The sequence below is a fragment of the Rothia sp. QJM3NY_36 genome (assembly GCF_056173115.1).
This window is the reverse complement of record NZ_CM149658.1, coordinates 870,686-890,179: the sequence shown is the minus strand read 5'-3', so window position 1 is coordinate 890,179 and position 19,494 is coordinate 870,686. Positions and strand designations below refer to the sequence as shown.

At 72.9% G+C, this 19,494-nt stretch carries 18 protein-coding genes and 1 pseudogene; 7 read left to right on the top strand and 12 right to left on the bottom strand.

The window, feature by feature from the left end; all coding sequences use genetic code 11:
• Positions 1–60: 60 nt before the first annotated feature.
• Positions 61–735, bottom strand: a complete 675-nt coding sequence (locus AC0VXQ_RS03885; RefSeq protein WP_129358138.1) for a TetR/AcrR family transcriptional regulator — start codon at positions 733–735, stop codon at positions 61–63.
• Positions 736–831: 96 nt separating this feature from the next.
• Between AC0VXQ_RS03885 and AC0VXQ_RS03880 the strand changes: the two are divergent.
• Together AC0VXQ_RS03880 and AC0VXQ_RS03875 are read left to right on the top strand one after the other, a co-directional pair.
• A pseudogene (locus tag AC0VXQ_RS03880) lies at positions 832–1,506 on the top strand (GAP family protein).
• A 44-nt stretch (positions 1,507–1,550) separates the two neighbouring features.
• The gene (locus AC0VXQ_RS03875; protein WP_475529192.1) at positions 1,551–3,260 is read left to right on the top strand and encodes an ABC-ATPase domain-containing protein; all 1,710 of its coding nucleotides are present in this window, start codon (positions 1,551–1,553) and stop codon (positions 3,258–3,260) included.
• Here AC0VXQ_RS03875 and AC0VXQ_RS03870 read toward each other — a convergent pair.
• From AC0VXQ_RS03870 to AC0VXQ_RS03845, 6 genes are read right to left on the bottom strand one after another with little or no spacing between them, the layout of a single operon-like run.
• A complete protein-coding gene (locus AC0VXQ_RS03870) occupies positions 3,236–4,450 on the bottom strand; it encodes a cytochrome P450 (protein ID WP_475529190.1) in 1,215 nt (404 codons plus the stop codon). The two genes, AC0VXQ_RS03875 and AC0VXQ_RS03870, sit on opposite strands and share 25 nt — an antisense overlap.
• A 35-nt stretch (positions 4,451–4,485) precedes the next feature.
• Positions 4,486–6,156 (bottom strand): phytoene desaturase family protein, encoded by a 1,671-nt coding sequence (gene crtI, locus AC0VXQ_RS03865; RefSeq protein ID WP_475529188.1) that lies wholly within the window; start codon positions 6,154–6,156, stop codon positions 4,486–4,488.
• Positions 6,153–7,019 (bottom strand): phytoene/squalene synthase family protein, encoded by an 867-nt coding sequence (locus tag AC0VXQ_RS03860; RefSeq protein WP_166637404.1) that lies wholly within the window; start codon positions 7,017–7,019, stop codon positions 6,153–6,155. The genes crtI and AC0VXQ_RS03860 overlap by 4 nt, the downstream gene beginning before the upstream one ends.
• The gene (locus AC0VXQ_RS03855) at positions 7,016–8,599 is read right to left on the bottom strand and encodes an FAD-dependent oxidoreductase (RefSeq protein ID WP_475529186.1); all 1,584 of its coding nucleotides are present in this window, start codon (positions 8,597–8,599) and stop codon (positions 7,016–7,018) included. The genes AC0VXQ_RS03860 and AC0VXQ_RS03855 overlap by 4 nt, the downstream gene beginning before the upstream one ends.
• Entirely contained in the window at positions 8,596–8,946 is a 351-nt protein-coding gene (locus tag AC0VXQ_RS03850) for a lycopene cyclase domain-containing protein (protein WP_475529184.1), read from the bottom strand. Before AC0VXQ_RS03850 ends, AC0VXQ_RS03855 begins: the two co-directional genes overlap by 4 nt.
• Entirely contained in the window at positions 8,939–9,337 is a 399-nt protein-coding gene (locus tag AC0VXQ_RS03845; RefSeq protein ID WP_198490681.1) for a lycopene cyclase domain-containing protein, read from the bottom strand. The genes AC0VXQ_RS03850 and AC0VXQ_RS03845 overlap by 8 nt, the downstream gene beginning before the upstream one ends.
• Positions 9,338–9,523: 186 nt before the next feature.
• Here AC0VXQ_RS03845 and AC0VXQ_RS03840 point away from each other — a divergent pair, with 186 nt between their 5' ends.
• Both AC0VXQ_RS03840 and AC0VXQ_RS03835 read left to right on the top strand, forming a co-directional pair.
• Positions 9,524–10,099 carry an acyl-CoA thioesterase gene (locus AC0VXQ_RS03840; protein WP_475529182.1) on the top strand — a complete coding sequence of 192 codons (576 nt, stop codon included), beginning with the start codon at positions 9,524–9,526 and terminating at the stop codon, positions 10,097–10,099.
• Positions 10,100–10,108: 9 nt separating this feature from the next.
• On the top strand, positions 10,109–10,288 hold the full coding sequence (locus AC0VXQ_RS03835) for a PspC domain-containing protein (RefSeq protein ID WP_055684686.1): 180 nt from the start codon (positions 10,109–10,111) through the stop codon (positions 10,286–10,288).
• Positions 10,289–10,359: 71 nt separating this feature from the next.
• Here the strand turns inward: AC0VXQ_RS03835 and AC0VXQ_RS03830 are convergent, their stop codons facing one another.
• Positions 10,360–11,796, bottom strand: a complete 1,437-nt coding sequence (locus AC0VXQ_RS03830) for a dicarboxylate/amino acid:cation symporter (RefSeq protein ID WP_475529180.1) — start codon at positions 11,794–11,796, stop codon at positions 10,360–10,362.
• A gap of 261 nt (positions 11,797–12,057) precedes the next feature.
• On the opposite strand from AC0VXQ_RS03830, the gene AC0VXQ_RS03825 reads away from it, so the two are divergent.
• Together AC0VXQ_RS03825 and AC0VXQ_RS03820 are read left to right on the top strand one after the other, a co-directional pair.
• Positions 12,058–12,846, top strand: a complete 789-nt coding sequence (locus AC0VXQ_RS03825; protein ID WP_055684716.1) for an HAD-IIA family hydrolase — start codon at positions 12,058–12,060, stop codon at positions 12,844–12,846.
• A 237-nt stretch (positions 12,847–13,083) separates the two neighbouring features.
• Complete coding sequence (locus AC0VXQ_RS03820; RefSeq protein WP_058731545.1) at positions 13,084–14,079, top strand: hypothetical protein; 996 nt, start codon at positions 13,084–13,086, stop codon at positions 14,077–14,079.
• Between the two features lie 76 nt (positions 14,080–14,155).
• Here the strand turns inward: AC0VXQ_RS03820 and recQ are convergent, their stop codons facing one another.
• A complete protein-coding gene (gene recQ, locus AC0VXQ_RS03815) occupies positions 14,156–16,057 on the bottom strand; it encodes a DNA helicase RecQ (RefSeq protein WP_404435679.1) in 1,902 nt (633 codons plus the stop codon).
• 150 nt (positions 16,058–16,207) lie between these two features.
• Here recQ and AC0VXQ_RS03810 point away from each other — a divergent pair, with 150 nt between their 5' ends.
• Positions 16,208–16,861, top strand: a complete 654-nt coding sequence (locus AC0VXQ_RS03810; RefSeq protein ID WP_061225739.1) for a hypothetical protein — start codon at positions 16,208–16,210, stop codon at positions 16,859–16,861.
• Positions 16,862–16,949: 88 nt separating this feature from the next.
• Here AC0VXQ_RS03810 and AC0VXQ_RS03805 read toward each other — a convergent pair whose 3' ends face one another.
• The 3 genes from AC0VXQ_RS03805 to AC0VXQ_RS03795 form a co-directional block, all read right to left on the bottom strand.
• A complete protein-coding gene (locus AC0VXQ_RS03805; protein ID WP_058731578.1) occupies positions 16,950–18,332 on the bottom strand; it encodes an NAD-dependent succinate-semialdehyde dehydrogenase in 1,383 nt (460 codons plus the stop codon).
• A gap of 106 nt (positions 18,333–18,438) precedes the next feature.
• Positions 18,439–18,822 carry a nuclear transport factor 2 family protein gene (locus AC0VXQ_RS03800; RefSeq protein WP_475529177.1) on the bottom strand — a complete coding sequence of 128 codons (384 nt, stop codon included), beginning with the start codon at positions 18,820–18,822 and terminating at the stop codon, positions 18,439–18,441.
• Positions 18,774–19,142 (bottom strand): nuclear transport factor 2 family protein, encoded by a 369-nt coding sequence (locus AC0VXQ_RS03795; protein WP_475529371.1) that lies wholly within the window; start codon positions 19,140–19,142, stop codon positions 18,774–18,776. The genes AC0VXQ_RS03800 and AC0VXQ_RS03795 overlap by 49 nt, the downstream gene beginning before the upstream one ends.
• Positions 19,143–19,494: the final 352 nt, after the last annotated feature.

The following is a 19,494-nucleotide window of genomic DNA, read 5'->3' as shown; positions in this document are numbered from 1 at the left end:
TTTCGGGAGCACTGCGCGTGCTCCCGAAACACCGGAAGGCTCCCGTTCATCCGTCTCGGCTCACGTGCGGCCGGCCAGCTCGGCGTCGAGATCCGCGACGACCTCCGCGAGGTGCTCGCGCATCTGCCGCGGGTCCAGCGCCCCGGGATAGATGATCTCCTGGGCGGCCAGCCCGTCCAGGCACCAGTGCAGCCGCCGCGCCAGGCGCTGCGTCCGCTCGGCCCGGCCTCGCTCCCCCGCCGGGCCGCCATCCGTCCCGGTCGGCACCTCCGGCTGCCGTCCGCCCCGCTCCCGCGCCGCGGCCAGCAGTCCGACGCAGCGGGCGGCGAAGGCGCGCAGGCGGCGGTTCTGCTCCTGGCGGTACCCGCGCCAGTAGGCGTCCTCCCGATCCAGTGAGGCCAGCTCGGCGTAGGCGATCAGCTCCCGACGGCGCCGCTCATCCAGGGGCAGCAGCTCCTCGCACAGGCGGCAGACCCGGGCGGGGGCGTCCTCCTCGGCGCCCTCGAAGCCGATGGCCCCGATCCGCTGGGCCAGCTGCTCGGTCAGGTGCTCCCCCGCGAAGCGCAGCAGGCCCTGGTGATCCGGGAAGTAGTGGCGCATCGCCCCGGCCGAGCACGCGGCCCGCTGGGCGACGGCGCGCACGGAGGCCGCGGCGAGGCCCTGCTCGGCCATCAGGTCGATGGCCGCCTGGGCCAGTTCCTCGCGGCGGACGCGGTGATCCACGATCTTGGGCATATCCGCATCCTAAGAGGCGCGGGCCTCTGCTATCTTTTCAACACAGTCGTATTTTTTACCGCCGCGGGCTCCGGCCCCGGGGAAAGGAGGGCGAAGATGCTCACGCTGCTGCTGCCCCTGGCCGGCCTGGCCCTGCTGGACTCCACGAGCGTCGGCACCCTGGTGATCCCGGGGCTGCTGCTGGCCCGGTCCACCCCGCCCTACCGGGCGCTGCCCTGGTACGCCGGGACGCTGTTCCTCTTCTACCTCCTCATCGGCCTTCTCGGGCTGGGCGGGCTGGACCTGATCGGCGCGGCCTCCGAGCTGCGCACCACGGACCTGGGGCTGTGGGTCCAGCTGATCGTCGGGGCCGCACTGGTGCTGTGGGGCGTGCTCACCAAGGACCCGGACCCGGAGAAGAGCCTGACCCGCTGGCGGTCCCGGTTGGACCGGCCGCTGACCCGCCGGGGTGCCGCCGGGCTGGGGCTGACCGCGGGCGTCATCGAGCTGGCCGGGATGCTGCCGTACCTGGCTGCCCTGGGGATGCTGACCGCCGCGTAGCTGCCCGCCGCAGCGAAGATGAGCCTGCTGGCGGGTTACTGCCTGGTGATGTTCCTGCCGGCCCTGCTGCTGACGGGGCTGCGCCTGAGCCTGGGCCGGGGCTTCACCGCCCGGCTGCAGCGCTTCACCGAGTGGATGATGCGCCAGGCGGAGCACACCCTGCTGTGGGTGGCCGCGATCGTCGGGGTGCTGCTGATCCGCGAGCCCATCGCCGAGCTGTTCCTGAGGTGACGCCCCGCCCCGTCCCGCCAGGCCCGTGTGTCTACCATCGAGGCATGACACGCACACGCCAGGACCTCATCGACGCGCTGCACCGCCTGGACGGCTCCGGCTACGGCGGCTACAAGCGCATCACCGGCCGCTATGACCTGGGCGAGGCGGAGCTGATCATCGACCACGTCCAGTCCGATCCCTACGCCCCGCCGTCCTCCCTGCGCCTGGCCGTGCGCCTCGCCGACTCCGCGGTGCCCGGCGAGCTGACCCGCACCCGCGCCCAGCGCACCGCCGTCGCGGATTTCCTGGCCCGGGACCTGCACACCCGCCTGCACCGAGCCAGCCGGGACCTGCGCCTGTCCGCACCGGGGCAGGAGGTCCTGGAGCGCAGCAGCGTCGTGCTGCTGGGAGACTCCGACGGGCCTGCTGAGACCATCGAGGTGCGCTTCAACGCCGCCCTGCCCGCCGCGGGCCGCCGGATCAAGGGCCGCGCGGCGGCCCGACTGCTCACCGGGGATCTGCCGGAGGCCGTGCGCGCCTCGGCGCTGTTCGGCGGCCTGGACGAGGCCGCCCTGCGCGAGCACGTCACGCTGCACCTGGACCAGCTGGCCCTGCGCGAGGGCCTGCGGGACCGGGGCCTGGTGGCCTTCCTCGGGGACGGGGCCGTGCTACCGCGCTCCTCCGGGGTCTCGGATGAGCCCCTGCCCGACGCCGTCGCCTTCCGCAGCCCCGACTCCCTGCGGGTGGGCTTCGAGCTGCCCAGCGGGCGCACCGTCACCGGGATGGGGGTGCCCCGCGGGATCACGGTGATCGTCGGGGGCGGCTACCACGGCAAGTCCACCCTGCTGCGCGCGATCGAACGCGGCGTGTACCCGCACGTCGGCGGGGACGGTCGGGAGTGGGTGCTCACCGATCCCGACGCCGTGAGCGTGCGCGCCGAGGACGGGCGGGCCGTGACCGGCACGGACATCTCCGCGTTCATCACGAACCTGCCCTCCGGGACGGACACCACCGCCTTCTCCACAGCGAACGCCTCCGGGTCCACCTCCCAGGCCGCCAACCTCGCCGAAGCCCTCGAGGCCGGGGCGAACGCTCTGCTGATCGACGAGGACACCTCGGCCACCAACTTCATGATCCGGGATGCGGCGATGCGCGAGCTCATCCCGGCCGGATCCGAGCCGATCACCCCGTTCGTGCAGCGCATCCGCGCCCTGTATGAGCAGCGCGGGATCTCCACGGTGCTGGTGGCCGGAGGCTCCGGGGCGTTCTTCCCCGTGGCCGATCACGTGATCGCGATGGAGGCCTACGAGCCGCGGGAGGTCACCGACCGGGCCCGGGGGATCGCCGCGCGCTTCCCCGACGAGGGTCCCGCCCCGGACGAGGGGCGGGGCGAGGTCTTCGCCCGGCCGGTGCCGGCCCGCGTGCCGGACCCGGCGAGCCTGAACCCGCAGGATAAGCGCAAGCCGGCCCGGGCCCGCGGGGAGCACACGATCCAGTTCGGCCGCCAGGACATCGACCTGGCCTTCCTCGCGCAGCTGGCCGGCACCCCGCAGACCGCGGCGATCGCCCTGTCCCTGGAGATGATGGCCCGGTGGGCCGACGGGCGGACCTCCCTGCCGCAGCTGGCCGACCGGGTGGTGGAGCTGCTGGAGCAGGAGGGCCTGGACGGGCTGAGCGGGGCCCGGCGGGACCCGCGCGGGGACCTGGCGATGCCGCGGCGCCAGGAGATCCTCGCCGCCGCTTCCCGCTACCGGGGGCTGCGCCTGCGCTGACCAGCTCCCCCCGGACGGGTGGGCGCGGGGCCGACGCGCACCAGCATCCCGCGCAGCCGGTACCCGGCGATCAGCGGGTCCTCCGCGCGCCGCGGCTCCCGGACGATCCGGACGCCGCGGGCCAGCAGCTCGTCGATCAGCAGCCGCGTCTCCAGCAGGGCCAGGGGCTCGCCCGGGCAGCGGTGCGTGCCGTGCCCGAAGCTCAGCCCGGCCGCCCGGGACCCCGGCAGGCCCCGGTCCGGGCGGATCCGATCCGGACGCTCCCCCACGGCCTCCGGGTCCCGGTTGGCCGCCCGCACGTCCAGGTCCAGGAACGCCCCGACCGGCAGCTGCGCCTGCCCGCCCGCGCCGGAGATGGGCTCGCGCACCCGCCGGTACAGGTGGCTCACCACCGGCTCCACCCGCAGGATCTCGCGCAGCAGCAGATCCCGACCGTCCGCGTCCGCGGCGCGGTAGGCCTCGGCCAGGGCGGGATCCTCGAGCAGCCGCCACGTCGCCATCGTGATGAACTCGCGGGTGGTGACCATCCCGGCCGTGGCCCAGGTCATCGCCTCGGCGAGGATCTCCACCCGGCCCGCCCCGTGGGCCAGCAGGGTCCCGATCGGGTCCCGGCGCGGGGACCGTCGGTGGGCGCGGATCGCGGGGGCGACGTCGCCGTGCCAGAAACCGAGGACGGCCCGCAGCCCGCGCACGGCCGCCTGGATCCACTGGCGGCGGGTGCGGCCGTAGTCACGTCGGGCGTAATCCACCGGCGGCTGGGTGAAGAACCGTTCCAGGCGGCGCGCGGTGGCCGGGATGCGGTCCTCCGGCAGCCCGACGACCCGAGCGGCCACCGCCACCGAGTAGCGCAGGGCCGCCTCGTCCAGACACCGCGGGGCGCCGTCCGCACTCAGCTGGCGGGCGGTGCGCCGGGCCATCGCCCGGATGAACCGCTCGTGGGCTCCCCGCAGGGCCGGCGGGGCAAAGAACCGGCCGAGCTCCCGGCGCCGCTCGTCCCGGCCGGGATCGTCCGCGATCAGCAGGGGACGACGGCGGAACAGCCCCTCGGGGATCTTCTCCGCGGTGAACCCGGCCTGGGTGCTCGCCCCGCGGAGCCCGAGCACCTGGCGGGCCCGGACCATCGACCGGATCCGGGTGATCGGGCAGGCGCCCAGCTCCGCGCTCACCTCCGAACCCGGCTCTGACTTCACGTCCGCACTCGCCCCCGTGCTCTCGGCCCGCCCGCTCACCCGGGCTCTCCCGGGGTCGGGGCTGTCTCCCCGTCCGGGGCGGTCTCGCCGTCCGGGGCCGGCTCCGGCAGGGGCCCCGGGCCGCCGCGCCCGCGCACGGCCTTGAGCACCAGCTCGGCACTGATCAGGCACATCGGCACCCCCACGCCGGGCACGGTGGTCGAGCCCGCGTAGTACAGGCCGGCCACCCGGCGGGAGACGGTGCGTCCGCGGAAGAACGCGGACTGCCCGAGGGTGTGGGCGGGTCCCAGGGCGCTGCCGCGGAAGGCGTGGTAGTCGGCCTCGAAATCTCCGGGACCGATGGTGCGGCGCAGCACGATCCGCTCGGCCAGATCGGGGATCCCCGCCCACTCGGAGATCTGCTCGATGACCCGGTCCGCGGCTTGCTCCACGAGGGCATCGCCCGACCCCTCCTCACCTCCGCGCCCGATTCCGGGATCGGGCGGGACGGGCACGAGCACGAAGAGGTTCTCGTGCCCGGGCGGGGCGACGTCGTCGGTGGCCGAGGACCGGCACACGTAGATCGACGCCGGGTCCGGAACGTGCGCCCGCGGCCCGAAGATCGCGGCGAAGTTCTCCCGCCAGTCCTCGGTGAAGAACAGGGTGTGGTGGGCCAGCTGCGGCAGCTGCCCGCGCACCCCCAGCAGCACGAGCACCGCCCCGGGCCCGGAGACCTGCCGGGACCACCGTCGGCTCCGATGGGTGCGGTCTTCAGGGGCCAGCAGCTCGGTCTCGGTGTGGTGCTCATCCGCGGCGGAGACGATGATCGGGGCCCGCAGGGTGTGCTCCCGACCGGCCTGGAGGTACGTCACGGACTCGGCGCGCCCGGCGCGGGAGGTGATCGCGGTGACCTCGCAGCCGGTGCGGATCTCCGCCCCCTCGCGCTCGGCCAGCCGGGTCAGCGTCCGCACGACGCCGGTGAACCCGCCGCGCGGCCAGCGCACGCCGTCGCGCAGGTCCAGGTGGCTCATCAGGTGGTACAGGGCTGGGGCGCGGAAGGGCGAGGCACCCAGGAACACGGCCGGATAGCCGAGGATCTGGCGCAGCACAGGATGGCGGAAGCGGGCGGCGGCGTAGGACCACAGCGAGCGCCCCAGCAGCGGCAGCACCGCCGGCAGGGCCGCCAGCACCCGCGGGTGGGTCAGGTCCCGCACGGTGGAGAACCGGTTGTACAGGAAGGCGGCCAGGGCGGCCCGGTAGGCGCGGGTGGCCGAGCGCAGGTAGCGGCGCAGCCGCGGCCCCGATCCGGGTTCCAGCCGCTCGAACAGCCGCCCGGCCGGCCCGTCCCCGGTGATCACGTCCACCGGGTCCGCGGGCCCGTCGTCCCGCGGAGCCGGGTAGACGCGGTAGGCCGGGTCCAGCCGGGTCAGCTCCAGCTCCCGGCGCGTGCTGGTGCCCAGCATCGCGAAGAAGTGGTCGAAGGTCTCCGGCATGAGGTACCAGGAGGGGCCGGTGTCGAAGACCCAGCCTTCCGGCGCCCAGGTGCCGGCCCGGCCGCCGACCCGCTCGTTGCGCTCGAGCACGGTGACCGGGTGCCCGTCCCGGGCCAGCAGGCAGGCGGTGGCCAGCCCGGCGATGCCCCCGCCGATCACGATCACCGGCTCCTCGGCGGGGCGGCGCGTCTGCGGGCGAGGTCGGTTCCGGCGTCGGCCGGGGCGGGGGATCATGCGCGGCTCCTTCGGGTCGCGGCGCGCAGCAGCAGGGCGGCCTTGCGGGGTGCGGGCACGCGGATGCGGTCCCGGCGCAGCCGCTGCGGGTCGGTCCGGGCCAGCCGGTCGGTCAGCTCCCCGAACAGGTCCCGGGCCGCCTGCACCGCGGGGCGGGCGCCGGGATCCAGCAGCGGGATCGCGGCGTCGGCCTCGGCGAGGTCGCACCGGATCGAGGCGACGACGGCGTCCCGGGCGGGCCCGTCCAGGCCCGCGGCCGCCTCGGGCAGGTAGACCCGGTGCAGCTGGCCGGTGTCCGCGGCCCAGTCCCGCAGGAAGTTCACCCGCTGGAAGGCCCTCCCCAAGGACCGGGCGCCGTCGGCGAGGATCCGCTCCTGCTGCGCGGTGCGGGGCCGGCCCGCCTCGAAGATCCGCAGGCACATCAGTCCGATGACCTCCGCGGAGCCGTAGACGTAGTCCCGGGCCTGCTCCGGGCTGAACTCGCGTCGGTGCAGGTCGGTGCGCATCGAGGCGAAGAAGGGCCGGGTCAGCTCGACGCCGATCCCGTGCTCCCGGGCGGTGCGGGCGAAGGCGTGCACGATGAGGTCCCCGCTGAAGCCGATCTGCAGGGCGCGTTCGGTGCGGGCCTCCAGGGCATCCAGCTCGCTGCGGCGCTGGGCCGCATCGAACCCGGCCTGTTCGGCGGGGCCGTCGACGATCTCGTCGGCGACCCGCACCAGGGCGTAGACGTCGGCGATGCGCGGGCGGATCCGCCGGGAGAGCAGGCGGCTGGCCAGGCCGAAGGAGGTGGAGTAGCGGCGGATCACGGTGCCGGCTCCGGCCGAGGCCGCGGCGTCGTACAGGTCCAGTCCGGTCGGTCTCATCCGCGCCTCTCCTCGGATTTCCGGCCGCGTCCCGCCCCGGGCAGGGCACCCAGGGCCCGGCGGGCCCACCCCGGCCAGGAGGCGCGGGCGGTGCGCGGCGGGGACAGCAGGTCGTGTCCGCGCACACCCCACCCTTCCAGCAGGGCGTTGGCCGCCTGCCAGCCAGTGGTCGCGGCCCGCTCCATCAGCGCCACCGGCAGGTCCGTGCGCAGGCAGTCACCGGCCAGCATCAGCCGGGGATCCGGGGTGGCCACGGTGGGTCGGCGCTCCCACGGCTCGGTGCCGATCAGCGGGCAGTCCCGTTCGATCAGCAGCTCCTCGTGCCGGATCCCGGCCGCGGCGGTCTCCGGCCAGACCCGGGCCAGCTCCGCGCGCAGCCGCGTGCGCAGCCGCTCGGGGTCGCTGCCTTCGGGCAGGGCGTAGGCGTGCAGCTCGACGACGCTGCCGCCGTGCTCGGCGCGCCACCGGGCCGCCCCGGCCTCGAAGCGCTCCAGCACGCTGACGTTGTCCAGCGGGCCGTACCCGGTGGTGCCCAGGAACGCCGGGCGCTCACGGTGCACCGGGCGGTCCAGCCACAGGCGCCAGACCGCGAACGGCAGGGCGGTGCGCAGCCGCCCGACCCGCGAACGCCAGTCCGCATCCTCCACGCCCTCGGCCGTCTCGACGAGCCGGCGGATGCCCTCCGGGCCGGCGGCGAGCACCGCGGCGTCGTACCCCTCAGGCGCCGCGTCGTCGAAGCGGGCCCGGATCGCGGGGCCGCGCAGGTCCAGGGCCTGCACCCGATCCGTCGCGAACCGCACGCCCAGGCCCTCCAGGTGCCCGCGCAGGGGCCGCCACAGGGCGGTGTCGAAGTCCTCGGCGGCGGTGTCGAACAGCAGGCCCTCGGCCGAGCCGAGGAAGTAGGTGTGGAACATCGCCACCAGCTCACCGGCGGAGAAGTCCCGGGGGTCGGCGAAGAAGCTGCGGGCGAAGACCTCCAGGGCCAGGTGCCGGGCCCGCGGCGGGAAGCCCAGCTCATCCAGGAACCGCTGGGCGCTGACCCCGTCCCAGCGGCGGAACGTGTCCGGGAAGTCCACGTCCAGCAGGGACAGGGCAGCGTCCAGGTCCACCCGCGGCAGGTCCGTGAGCCGGAAGCTGGGGCTGGTCAGGACGAATCCGATGAAGCTGAACGGCGGGGTGCGGGGGATGCGCCGGAAGGAGTCGGCGAGCCCGGTGGAGGAGACCAGCGGGTAGTCCGCGATCGGCACCAGCCCGGGAGCCTCCGGGGGCAGGCGCCGCAGCAGCGCTCGGAGGTTGTAGTACTGCCGGAAGAAGGCGTGGAAGCCCCGGCCCATCGTGGCCGGCCCCTGCGGGGTCGTGATGGGCCAGGAGCGCACCCGCCCGCCCAGCTGCGGGCGCTCCTCCACCAGGTGCACCTCGACGCCGCGCTCGGCCAGTCCGGTGGCCGCGGCCAGTCCGGCGATGCCGCCGCCGATGACCAGCACCCGGCGGCGCCGATCCGGCCGCTCGGCTCCCTGCGGCCCGGGGATCAGCTCGGCGCGGCGGTCCCGGATGCCCGGGGCGGGGCGATGGTGCGTCATCGGATCTCCCGATCGTCGGGGGCGGGGCGTTCGGCCGCGGCGTCGTCGGCCCCGCCCCACCGGTTCCACAGGATGATGGCGAGGGTGACCATGGCCCAGCCGAAGCCGAAGTCCTCGAGGGGGATGTCCCAGGGGAAGCGGATCCCGGAGAACTCCCGCGGGTTGTAGATCACCAGGGGCGCCGAGAGCTTGGTCAGCCAGCCGTCGACCAGCACCTGGAAGCCCAGGATGATGGCCAGGGAGATCCAGTAGCGCGGCTGCCGGAAGACCCCGGTGCGCAGCCACAGGATCTCCGCGAGCAGGACCGCGGCCATGCCCAGCAGGGTCCACAGCGTGTACTCAGGCATGCGGCCCCTCCCCTGCTTCCGGGACCTGCCGATCCCGGCGATCCCGCGCGGGTGCTGCCGACCCGCGGCGCAGGCGGCGCAGCCAGCCCAGGCAGGTGTCCACGGCACCGTAGGTCAGCAGGGCGCACAGGGGGATCGCCACGAAGAACAGGATCTCCTCCAGGGGCAGCCCGCCCGGGATCGCGATCCCCGAGAAGTACTGGGAGTCGTAGGTCCAGTGGCCGCGGTGGTAGGCGAGGACATCCCAGGCGCCGAAGAGGATCAGCACGACGCCGATCACCCGCAGCGTCAGCAGCGGGCGGCGGTAGACCCGGGCGCGGAAGACGAACTCCAGCGGCAGGGTCAGCAGCAGGCAGGAGGCGAGCAGGAGCAGGTACTGGCCGTGCTGCATCGGGACCTCCTCGCCGCGAGCGGAAGGGCGGTGCCGTCCCCGTCGGACGAGGCATCGCGCCTGGTGATGAGCCTATCAGCACCCCCTCCGCCCCGGCGTCGCGCCCTCGGGCCCGGATCGCGGATCCCGGGCCCCGGGGACTCCGGTACAGTGATCCACGTCGCATCCGATCCCGAAGGGACACCCGTGAACCTGTACCTGCGTCTGCTGCTGATGACCCTGCGGACCCGCGCCGGCCGCCGGGACCGCCCGCTGAGCATCTGGGACACCGCCGCCACCGCCTTCCGGGTGGCCCCCACCGACCTGGACGTGCTCGGGCACATGAACAACGGCCGGTACCTGACCATCATGGATCTGGCGCGGCTGGACCTGATGACCCGCTCGGGGTTCTGGGCCCGGCTGCGGCGTCGGGGCTGGTATCCGGTCGTGGCCGGGCAGACCATCAGCTACCGCCGCTCCCTCACCCTGGGCCAGAGGTTCACGGTGCACACCCGCGTCCTCGGTCTGGATGAGCGGTGGATCTACCTGGAGCAGACCTTCGCCGTCGGCGCCGACCTGTACGCGCAGGCCGCGGTGCGCGCCCGCTTCCTGCGCCGCGGCGGGGGCTCGGTCAGCCACGACGAGGTCCTCGAGCTCACCGGCCCCCTGCCCGCCGGACGCGAGGTGCCGGGCTGGCTGCTCGAGTGGTCCGCAGGCTCCAAGCCGGCCCGCACCTGGGAGCAGCCCGGACGACCCGGCGAGGAGCCGGCGGACAGGGCCTAGAGTGAGGGCATGGCATTGAAGCGCTCCCGCACCCACAAGATCATCGCCGGCGTGTGCGGCGGCATCGCCGAGTCCCTGGACTGGTCCCCCGCCCGCGTGCGCCTGCTGTTCATCCTCTCCCTGCTGATCCCCGGTCCGCAGGCAATCTTCTACCTCGTGGCCTGGCTGATCATCCCCAAGGCAGACTGACACCCCCACGATGCCGCCGCCCGGTCCTCGCATGGTCGAGGGCCGGGCGGCGGCATCGTGGGCGGGGTGAGCTACTCGTAGCTGACCTGCTCGATGTAGGCGTCCGGGTCGAAGGGCACGTACTCGTGGGTGGGCGCGACCCGCTGCTTCTCGTCCAGGCGCCGCCCGATCAGCCGGTCCACGACCATCGCGATCGCCCCGTCCCCCGTCACGTTCGTGGCGGTGCCGAAGGAGTCCAGCGCGATGTAGGTCGCGATCATCAGAGCGATCTGCTGCTCGTCGAAGCCCAGCATGGACTGCAGGATGCCGACGGCGGCCATGATCGCCCCGCCCGGCACCCCGGGGGCGGCGACCATCACGATGCCGAGCATGAACACGAAGCCGATCCACTGCCCCGTGGAGACCCCGACCCCCTGGGTGAACGCGATCGCGATCGCGAAGGCGGTGATCTTGGAGGCGGAGCCGGCCAGGTGGATCGTCGCGCACAGGGGCACCACGAAGTTCGCGACCGGGTGGCGCACCCCGTTCTTCAGGGTCTGGCGCAGGGTCACCGGGATCGTGGCCGCCGAGGAGGAGGTGCCCAGGGCCGTCAGGTAGGCGTCCTTCATGGTCCACACGGCCTTCACCGGGTTGCGTCGGCTCACCGCCCCGGCGATCCCGTACTGGGTCCCGAGGATCACGACCTCCAGCACCAGCACCACCACGACGACGACCAGCAGCGTGGAGATGACCTTCCCGACCTCCCCGGACTGGGTGAGGTTCAGGAAGATCCCGAAGATGTGCAGCGGCAGCAGCGGGATGATGATCCGGCTGATCAGGGCGGTGATGATCTCCCGGAACTCCAGGAAGCCCCGGCGCAGCACCCCGCGCGGGACGATGGACAGCCCGATGCCCAGCACGAAGGCGAGGATCAGCGCCGTCATAACCTCCAAGGGCGCGGGGATCTCGATCGTGAAGTACCCGGAGGTCGAGGCGAGATCGTCCTCGGCGGCGTGCACGTCGGAGAAGGTGCCCCGGTGCAGGATGCCCGGGAAGATCCACAGGGCGACGGCGAGGGTCAGCATGCCCGCGAAGATCGTGGAGGCGTAGGCCAGGCCCGCGGTCAGCCCCAGCCAGCGCCCAGCCCCGCGCCCCAGGTCCCCGATGGCCGGGACCACCAGACCGACGATGATCAGCGGGATCGCGAAGTTCAGCAGCTGGGAGAAGATGTCGTTGAAGGTGAAGAACACCCGCGAGAGCCCCTCGGGGAAGAAGGTCCCGCAGACCAGGCCCAGCACGATCGCCAGCAGCACCCACGGCAGGATCCCCCACCGGGTCAGGACCGATCCGGGGCGGACCGGGCCCTGCCCGGAGCTCGTGCGATCCGCGTGGGCCAGGTCCCCCGCGTGTTCGGGCAGATCGGCGGGGCTGTGGCGCTCCGGCTGATGCGGCGGGTTCCGGTGCGGCGGGGTCTGCGCCCGGCCGTTCTGAGGTGGCTGGTTCTGCGGCGATGGCGGGTTCTGGCTCACGGGGGATCCTGAGTCTCTCGACGGTGCGGTGTCCCCCAGGATCTTGCCACACCGGCGCCCGCCGGAGACGAGGCCGTCCGCCAGGTGACGCGCCGAGTCCCGGCGAGCCACTGCGTCGGGCGGGTATGGGCCCGTCGTCTCGCTTCCCGGACCGGATCGTGCCACGTGCGCCGGATGATCCGGTCCGCGATGCACGCTCCGGCCCACGGCCGGCGGGGCGTCGTCGGCGTCCGGCGGGGCGGCGTCGGGCACAATGGGAGCATGACTGCGCAGATCTCCTACCTGACCGACATGGACGGCGTCCTCATCAAGGAGGGGGAGATGATCCCCGGGGCGGACCGCTTCCTGCGGACCCTGCAGGACAACGACGTCAACTACATGGTCCTGACGAACAACTCGATCCACACCCCGCGGGACCTCTCCGCGCGGCTGCGTGCCACCGGCCTGGACATCCCGGAGGAGCGGATCTGGACCTCCGCCCTGGCCACCGCGCACTTCCTGCGCACCCAGCGGGAGGTGGGCACCGCCTACGTCGTCGGGGAGTCGGGACTGACCACGAGCCTGCACGAGTCCGGGTGGATCCTCGGGGAGAACGAGCCCGACTTCGTGGTCCTGGGCGAGACCCGCACGTACTCCTTCGAGGCGATCACCCGGGCGATCAACCTGATCCGGGGCGGGGCGCGGTTCATCGGGACCAACCCGGACATCACGGGCCCGGCGCCGGAGGGGGTGCTGCCGGCGACGGGGGCGGTCGCGGCGCTGATCACCGCGGCCACGGGGAAGAAGCCGTACTACGTGGGCAAGCCGAACCCGGTGATGATGCGCTCGGCCCTGAACACCATCGGGGCGCACTCGGAGTCCACGGTGATGATCGGGGACCGGATGGACACGGATGTGAAGTCCGGGCTGGAGGCGGGCATGCGCACCCTGCTGGTGCGCTCCGGGATCTCCGACGACGAGGAGATCGACCGCTACCCCTACCGCCCCACCCGCATCATCGAATCGGTCGCGGACCTGGTGGAGTGCTGGGAGGACCCCTTCTCCGACTGACCCGCCCCCACCTCCCACCCGCCGTGGGCAGGATCGTGCAGTCTGGACCGGACCATCCGACTCACGTCGCACGATCCGGTCCGGGACCTGTCGGAGCCGCCGCGACCGCCGATAGCAGGGCCGGGCGTCATCCACAGGATCCTTCCGGACCCCGCCCGGACGTTACGGATCCACAGGTCGGCCGCCCCGGGGTCTCTGCTCGCCGGACCGACGTCGGCGACGCGTCACAGTGGGGCCATGGACCACCGCACGCCGCCCCCGATCACCGCGAACCACCAGCCCTCCGAAGCCCCGGAGCTGCCCTCTGCGGTCACGCCATCCGACATCCTCCTGGCCCGCGACGTCCTGGGCCTGGGCATGAGCAGACGCGCCCTCTACGAGGTGCTGCGCACCGGACGGCTCATCCGGCTCAGGCCGGGTGCGGGCATCGATGCCGATCTGTGGCGGCGGCTGTCCCCGAGGGAGCGCTGCATCGCCGACCACCTGGCCTTCGCGCTGACCCGCCCGGCCGCACTCTCCCGTCCGCCGGTCTTCTCCCATGATTCGGCCCTCCTGCTGCACGGGCTCTCCCTCGTGGCTCTGCCCTCGCGCCTGCACGTGGCGGGAAGCCCGCGCCCGCACCACCACGCCCCCGATGTGACGACCCACGAGGATCCGTACGCACAGGCCGGCGCCCACGTGGATCGATACGGTGTGGACACCGTCGCCCCGCCGGTGGCCCTCGTGCAGTCGCTGCTGAGCCTGCCCTTCGCCGACGGTCTGGTGCTGGCCGATCAGGCGCTGGACCGGGGACTGTCCCGTGAGCTCGGATACGAGCTGCTGGCCCGGGGCGGATCCCGTCACCGCGCCCGGGCGCAGGCGGTGCTCGACGCCGCCGATGCGGCCTCCGAGTCCGTGCTGGAATCCCAGACGAGGGCCGAGCTGGTGAGGTACGGGGTGCCCCGTCCGGTGCTCCAGCTGCCGGTGCGCACCGGGCGAGGATGGCGGAGGCTGGATATGGCGTGGGAGGAGGAGCGGGTGGCCCTCGAGGTGGATGGTCGCGCCAAGTACTTCGACTTCGGGCCCACCGACGCGGCGATCTACCAGGAGCGCAAACGCGAAGTGGAGCTCATGGAACGGGGGTGGCTCATCCTGCGCACGGACGCCGCCCGGGTGCTGCACCAGCCGGGCACGACAGCCAGGATGGTGGCCCGGACCCTCGCGCAGCGACGGGGCCGACGGCGTCGGGACTGAATCGTGCAGTCCGGACCGGATCATCCGGCTCGCGATGCACGATCCGGTCCACCGGGAGGTACCGGGGGTCCGGCGGCTAGGCCAGCACCCGCAGGACCGCCTCGCCGTAGCGCTCCAGCTTCTTCGCTCCCACCCCACTGACCTCGGCCAGGGCGGCGCTCGAACTGGGCCGGGCGCGGGCCAGCTCGATCAGGGTCGCGTCCGGGAAGACGACGTAGGCGGGCACCCCCTGCTCCCGGGCCTGCTCGGTGCGCCAGGCCCGCAGCCGCTCGAAGACCTCCCGGTCCTCCTCCCCCAGCTCCGCGGCCACCGTCGAGCGGGACCCCGTGGCACCAGTGCGGGACCGGGCGACCTTCGCGGTGCGCTCCGGGGTGACCCGCAGGGTCACGGTCTGCTCCCCGCGCAGGATGGGCCCGGCAGGCCCGGCCAGCTCCAGCGTCCCGTACTCCCCGGTCGCGGCGAGGATCCCGCGGGCCAGCAGCTGCCGGATGACCGCCCGCCAGGCGGTCTCGGACAGGTCAGCCCCGATCCCCCAGACGCTGAGCTGATCGTGGCGGGAGCGGGTGGAGCGTTCGTTGGGGGTGCCCCGCAGCACCGCGATGATCTGCTGGGCGCCGAAGCGCTGGCCCCGCTCCCGGTCCAGGCGCACGACGGCGGAGAGCAGCTTCTGCACGGGAACGGTCCCATCCCAGCTGGCCGGCGGATTGAGGCAGGTATCGCAGTTGCCGCACGGACCCGTCTCCTGCCCGAAGTAGCGCAGGATCTGCACCCGTCGGCAGTCGGTGGTCTCACACAGGGCGAGCATCGCGTCCAGGTGGGCCCGCTGCACCCGCCGGTGCTCCTCGCTGCCCTCGGATTCGTCGATCATCCGCCGCAGCTGCACCACGTCCTGCAGCCCGTAGGCCAGCCAGGCGGTGGCGGGCAGCCCGTCGCGCCCAGCGCGCCCGGTCTCCTGGTAGTAGCCCTCCACGGATTTGGGCAGGTCCAGGTGAGCGACGAAGCGCACATCGGGTTTGTCGATGCCCATCCCGAAGGCGATGGTCGCGACCATGACCACCCCGTCCTCGCGCAGGAACCGACGCTGGCCCTCGGCCCGCTGCGCCTCGGACATCCCGGCATGGTAGGCCATCGCGTCCACCCCCTGGTCCCGCAGCCAGGCAGCGGTCTGCTCGACGCGGCGTCGGGACAGGCAGTAGACGATGCCGGCCTCGCCGTCGTGCTCGGTGCGGATCAGGCGCAGCAGCTGCTGGCGGGCGGAGTTCTTCTCGGTGATGCGGTACTGGATGTTGGGCCGGTCGAAGCTGGCGACGAAGTGCTCGGCCCCCTGTAGGGCGAGCCGCTCGGTCAGCTCCCGGTGGGTCGCGGCGGTGGCGGTGGCGGTCAGGGCGATGCGCGGGACCCCGGGGAAGCGATCGGCCAGCACGGACAGACCGAGGTAGTCCTTCCGGAAGTCGTGGCCCCACTGGGAGACGCAGTGCGCCTCGTCGATCGCGAACAGGGCCAGGCGCGTCCGGCCCAGCAGGTCCAGGGTGCGCTCCTGCACGAGCCGCTCCGGGGCGAGGTAGACCAGGTCGTAGTCCCCGGCCAGCAGTCCGCGCTCCACGGTCCGGGCCTGCTCGAGGTCCAGGGATGAGTTCAGGTACGCGGCGCGGATGCCCACCGCTTCCAGGGCCTCCACCTGGTCCTGCATCAGCGCGATCAGCGGGGAGACGACGACGCCGGTGCCCTCCCGCAGGATCGCCGGGATCTGGTAGCACAGGGACTTCCCGCCGCCGGTGGGCATCAGCACGACGGCGTCGCCCCCGGCGGTGACCCGGTGGATGATCGCGGCCTGGTCCCCGCGGAAGGAGTCGTAGCCGAAGACGGTGCGCAGGACCTCCAGGGCCGGATCCTCGAGGGTGTCCGGGTGCTCGGCGGTGGTGTCCGCGCCGGTCCTCGCGGCAGGCGCGCCGGTGTCGGTGGTGGTTTCCTCGCTCACCCTTCCACCGTACCGGGGGGCGAGGCCTGGGGACCGTTCGGTCACAGCCCGAGCACAGGAGCACGGGGCTCCGGGCACAGGGTGGCTTCCTAGCGTGGAGACATCGGCAGGGGCCCCGACCGGGGCCCGCCGGGGAAGGGATGATCGGCCATGACCACGGACTCCACCACCACGACCGCCGCGACCGGCGGCGACGCCGTCGCACGGTACCGCTACCTGCTGTCCACGAGCAGCCCGGATCAGATCGAGAAGGCCCACGAAGAGGCCTTCGCCGCGATGAGCGCGCAGGAGCGCCAGCAGGTCCTCACCGCCCTGTCCGGCTCGGGCGAGACCCCCGCGGACACCTCCTCCTCGTCGCTGGCTCGGGCGGCGACCCGACTGGAGATGAGGAAGCCCGGCACGCTCAGCAGTGTGCTCGGCTCCAGCGGGCTGGGGACCGGCGGCACGGTGCTGGCCTCGCTGGCCGCGGGCTTCGTGGGCTCCGCGGTGTGGGGTTCGCTGACCGGCGGGGACGGTGTCGGCGGTCGCCCCGGCCTGCTCTCCCGCCTGTTCGGCCGACACCGGGGCTTCGGGGCCGGAGGCGGCACGGGGCCGTTCGACGGCGGAGTGTTCAACAGCGGCCTGTTCGGCGGCGGGATGGGCGCCGGAAGGGGACGTGCGATGGGCGCCGGCTGGGGCGACGGGCCCGGAGGCGGCTCCCGCGGCGGCATGGGGCGGGGCGGCCCGGAGGGAGGACCCGGCGGGGGCATGGGCGGACCTGGCGGCATGGGCGGGCCCGGCGGTGGCCCCGGCGGGAGGTTCTGAAGCCTCTCGCGAGCGGGCAGACGCCCCCGGGGGGACGACGGCCCGCCCGGCGCGTGCCGGGCGGGCCGTCGTCGTCGGGCTCGGTGGCTCAGTCAGCGACGTAGTACATGCGCTTGTTGACGAACTCGTCCATGCCCAGGGGGCCGAGTTCGCGGCCGAAGCCGGAGCGCTTGACCCCGCCGAACGGGATCTCGGGGCCCTCCCCGGCGGGGGTGTTGACGTTGGCCATGCCCACCTCCAGCCGCTCGGCCAGCCGCTGCGCTCGCGCCGTGTCCTGCGAGAACACGGCACCGCCCAGGCCGTACTGGGTGTCGTTGGCCAGGTGCAGCGCCTCCTCGTCGGAGGAGACGCGGTACACGGCGGCGACGGGGCCGAACAGCTCCTCCCGGTAGGCGTCCATCTCCGAGGTGATGCCGGTGAGCACCGCGGGAGCGTAGTAGGCGGAGGCCTCATCGCGCAGTCCCCCGCCGGCGACCAGCTCGGCGCCCTGCTCCACGGCCCGGCGCACCTGGGCGTCGAGGTTCTCCGCGGCGGCGCGGGAGGACATCGGGGTGAAGGTCTTGGCGTCGACGTCGATGGTCTCCCCCGGGGTCATGCCCTCGGCCAGGCTCTTCAGCTGCGCCACGAACTCGTCGTAGATCTCGTCCATGACGATCAGCCGCTTGTTGGCGTTGCAGACCTGCCCGGTGTTGTAGATGCGGGTCTCCCAGGCGGTGCGGGCCGCGGCGGCGACGTCGTCGGTGTCCAGGATGACGTACGGGTCCGATCCGCCCAGCTCCAGCACGGCCTTCTTCAGGTGCTGACCGGCCAGCGCGCCGATGATCGACCCGGCCCGCTCGGAACCGGTCAGGGACACGCCCTGCACCCGGGGATCGGCGATGATCTCGGCGATCTGGTCGTGGGTGGCGAAGACGTTGGCGTAGACCCCTGCGGGGATGCCGGCGTCGTCCATGATCTGCTGGACGGCCTGGGCGGAGCGGGGGCAGATCTCCGCGTGCTTGAGGATGATGACGTTGCCGAGCATGAGGTTGGGCGCGGCGAAGCGGGCGATCTGGTAGTACGGGAAGTTCCACGGCATGATCCCGAGCAGCGCGCCGATGGGCCGCTTCTGCACGTAGGCCTTCCCGCCGGAGAAGGACTCGATCTCCTGATCCGCCCCGAGCTTGGGGCCGTTCTTGACGAAGTAGCCGAAGATGTCCGCGCAGAACTCGGCCTCCTCGACGCCCTCGGCGTGGGGCTTGCCCATCTCCTCGGTGATGATCCGCGCCAGCTCCTCCTTGCGCTCGGCGAACAGGTCTGCGACCTTCTGGACGATCTCGCCGCGCTGCTCGATGGTCTTCTCCGACCACGCGCGGTAGCCCTCCGCGGCCCGGGTCAGGATCTGCTGCACCTCCTCGTCGGTGGCGTGCTCGACGGTCTCCAGGACCTCACCGGTGGCGGGGTTCTGCACGCGGTATCCGTCAGTGGACATCTGCTTCTCAGCCATGGTCTCTCCTTGATGGTGTTCTGGGCCTCATCGGCCAGTGTAAACGAATGCGGTTCGTTTTTACGAGCCTGTGACTCCCGGGAGCCGCAGCTCAGAAGGCGCCGTGCGGATGAGCCATCTTCGCGTCGGCCGGCAGGGGGCTGATGGCATCCCACAGCTCGACGATCCGGCCCTCCTGGACACGCCACAGTTCGCAGAAGGAATGGCGCTGACCGTCGATGGAACCCTCGGACTGGGTCAGCACGAAGTCGTTCTGTGCCACGGTGCGGTGGATTCGCTCGTAGACCAGCGGGGAGCCGTCGTCCTTGAGCTTCTGCAGGAACGCCTGCATCTTCTGGGCGCCGTCGGCGATGTCCGCGGCGTGCTGGGTGAAGTCCTCGCCGTTGGTGTAGCGCGGTATCGCCTCATAGTCCTGCCCGATCAGCACTACCTCGAAGAACTCGACGGCGAGGCGGCGGCTGGACTCCGTGTCCACCGCGGGATCCGGCTGCGTCCTGCCGTCCAACTGGGTGCGTCCGGAGGGGTTGGGTGCGGTCTCCTCGACCAGTCCGTCCCAGTGCTCGGCGATCTTCCCCCCCCGGCCACGCGGTAGATGTCGAAGCCGATCAGCACATCGTCGGCCAATCCGGGATAGGCACCGTGCAGCGCCACGAGATCGCCGTCGACGAGAACACGGGCGACGTCATGGCGCAGGCTCGGTCCGGCCTCCTCGACGAGCGTGCCCAACCCGGCCAGCCCGTCGGCGACGAGGGGTGAGTGCTCGACGAAATCCGCGGCGAAGCTTCGCCGCAGCACTCGGGTGTCGTGCTCGCTGAACAGCTCGCGATCCGCTTCGACCACCAGCTGGCGCACCGACGTTGACTCTGGCATTTCGGTCTCCTCCGGTCCTTGCGCCCCCGCTCCGTTGCGGGCTGACACCCATCATCCTAACGTGACGTGTCGCACATGCAGAATATCGGGGGCGGCATCTCACCGGATCCCCTCCCCGCACGTGCCAGTGCACCCGAGGCCGAGACCCCACGCCACGGTCCGTTCCCGCACAGAGCGCGCGGTCCCCGCAGGTGTGCGCAGGAGCCCCTCCGCCCCCGCTTCCGACCGCGCATGGAGGTGGCTGCCGCGGGGCGACGGCCGAGGCGGTCCGGTGAGG

Excerpts from the sequence above, each read along its gene's own strand:
- AC0VXQ_RS03885 (WP_129358138.1), bottom strand. The coding sequence starts at position 735 with ATGCCCAAGATCGTGGATCACCGCGTCCGCCGCGAGGAACTGGCCCAG.
- AC0VXQ_RS03875 (WP_475529192.1), top strand. The coding sequence starts at position 1,551 with ATGACACGCACACGCCAGGACCTCATCGACGCGCTGCACCGCCTGGAC.
- crtI (WP_475529188.1), bottom strand. The coding sequence starts at position 6,156 with ATGATCCCCCGCCCCGGCCGACGCCGGAACCGACCTCGCCCGCAGACG.
- AC0VXQ_RS03860 (WP_166637404.1), bottom strand. The coding sequence starts at position 7,019 with ATGAGACCGACCGGACTGGACCTGTACGACGCCGCGGCCTCGGCCGGA.
- AC0VXQ_RS03855 (WP_475529186.1), bottom strand. The coding sequence starts at position 8,599 with ATGACGCACCATCGCCCCGCCCCGGGCATCCGGGACCGCCGCGCCGAG.
- AC0VXQ_RS03850 (WP_475529184.1), bottom strand. The coding sequence starts at position 8,946 with ATGCCTGAGTACACGCTGTGGACCCTGCTGGGCATGGCCGCGGTCCTG.
- AC0VXQ_RS03845 (WP_198490681.1), bottom strand. The coding sequence starts at position 9,337 with ATGCAGCACGGCCAGTACCTGCTCCTGCTCGCCTCCTGCCTGCTGCTG.
- AC0VXQ_RS03835 (WP_055684686.1), top strand. The coding sequence starts at position 10,109 with ATGGCATTGAAGCGCTCCCGCACCCACAAGATCATCGCCGGCGTGTGC.
- AC0VXQ_RS03825 (WP_055684716.1), top strand. The coding sequence starts at position 12,058 with ATGACTGCGCAGATCTCCTACCTGACCGACATGGACGGCGTCCTCATC.
- AC0VXQ_RS03820 (WP_058731545.1), top strand. The coding sequence starts at position 13,084 with ATGGACCACCGCACGCCGCCCCCGATCACCGCGAACCACCAGCCCTCC.
- AC0VXQ_RS03810 (WP_061225739.1), top strand. The coding sequence starts at position 16,208 with ATGACCACGGACTCCACCACCACGACCGCCGCGACCGGCGGCGACGCC.
- AC0VXQ_RS03805 (WP_058731578.1), bottom strand. The coding sequence starts at position 18,332 with ATGTCCACTGACGGATACCGCGTGCAGAACCCCGCCACCGGTGAGGTC.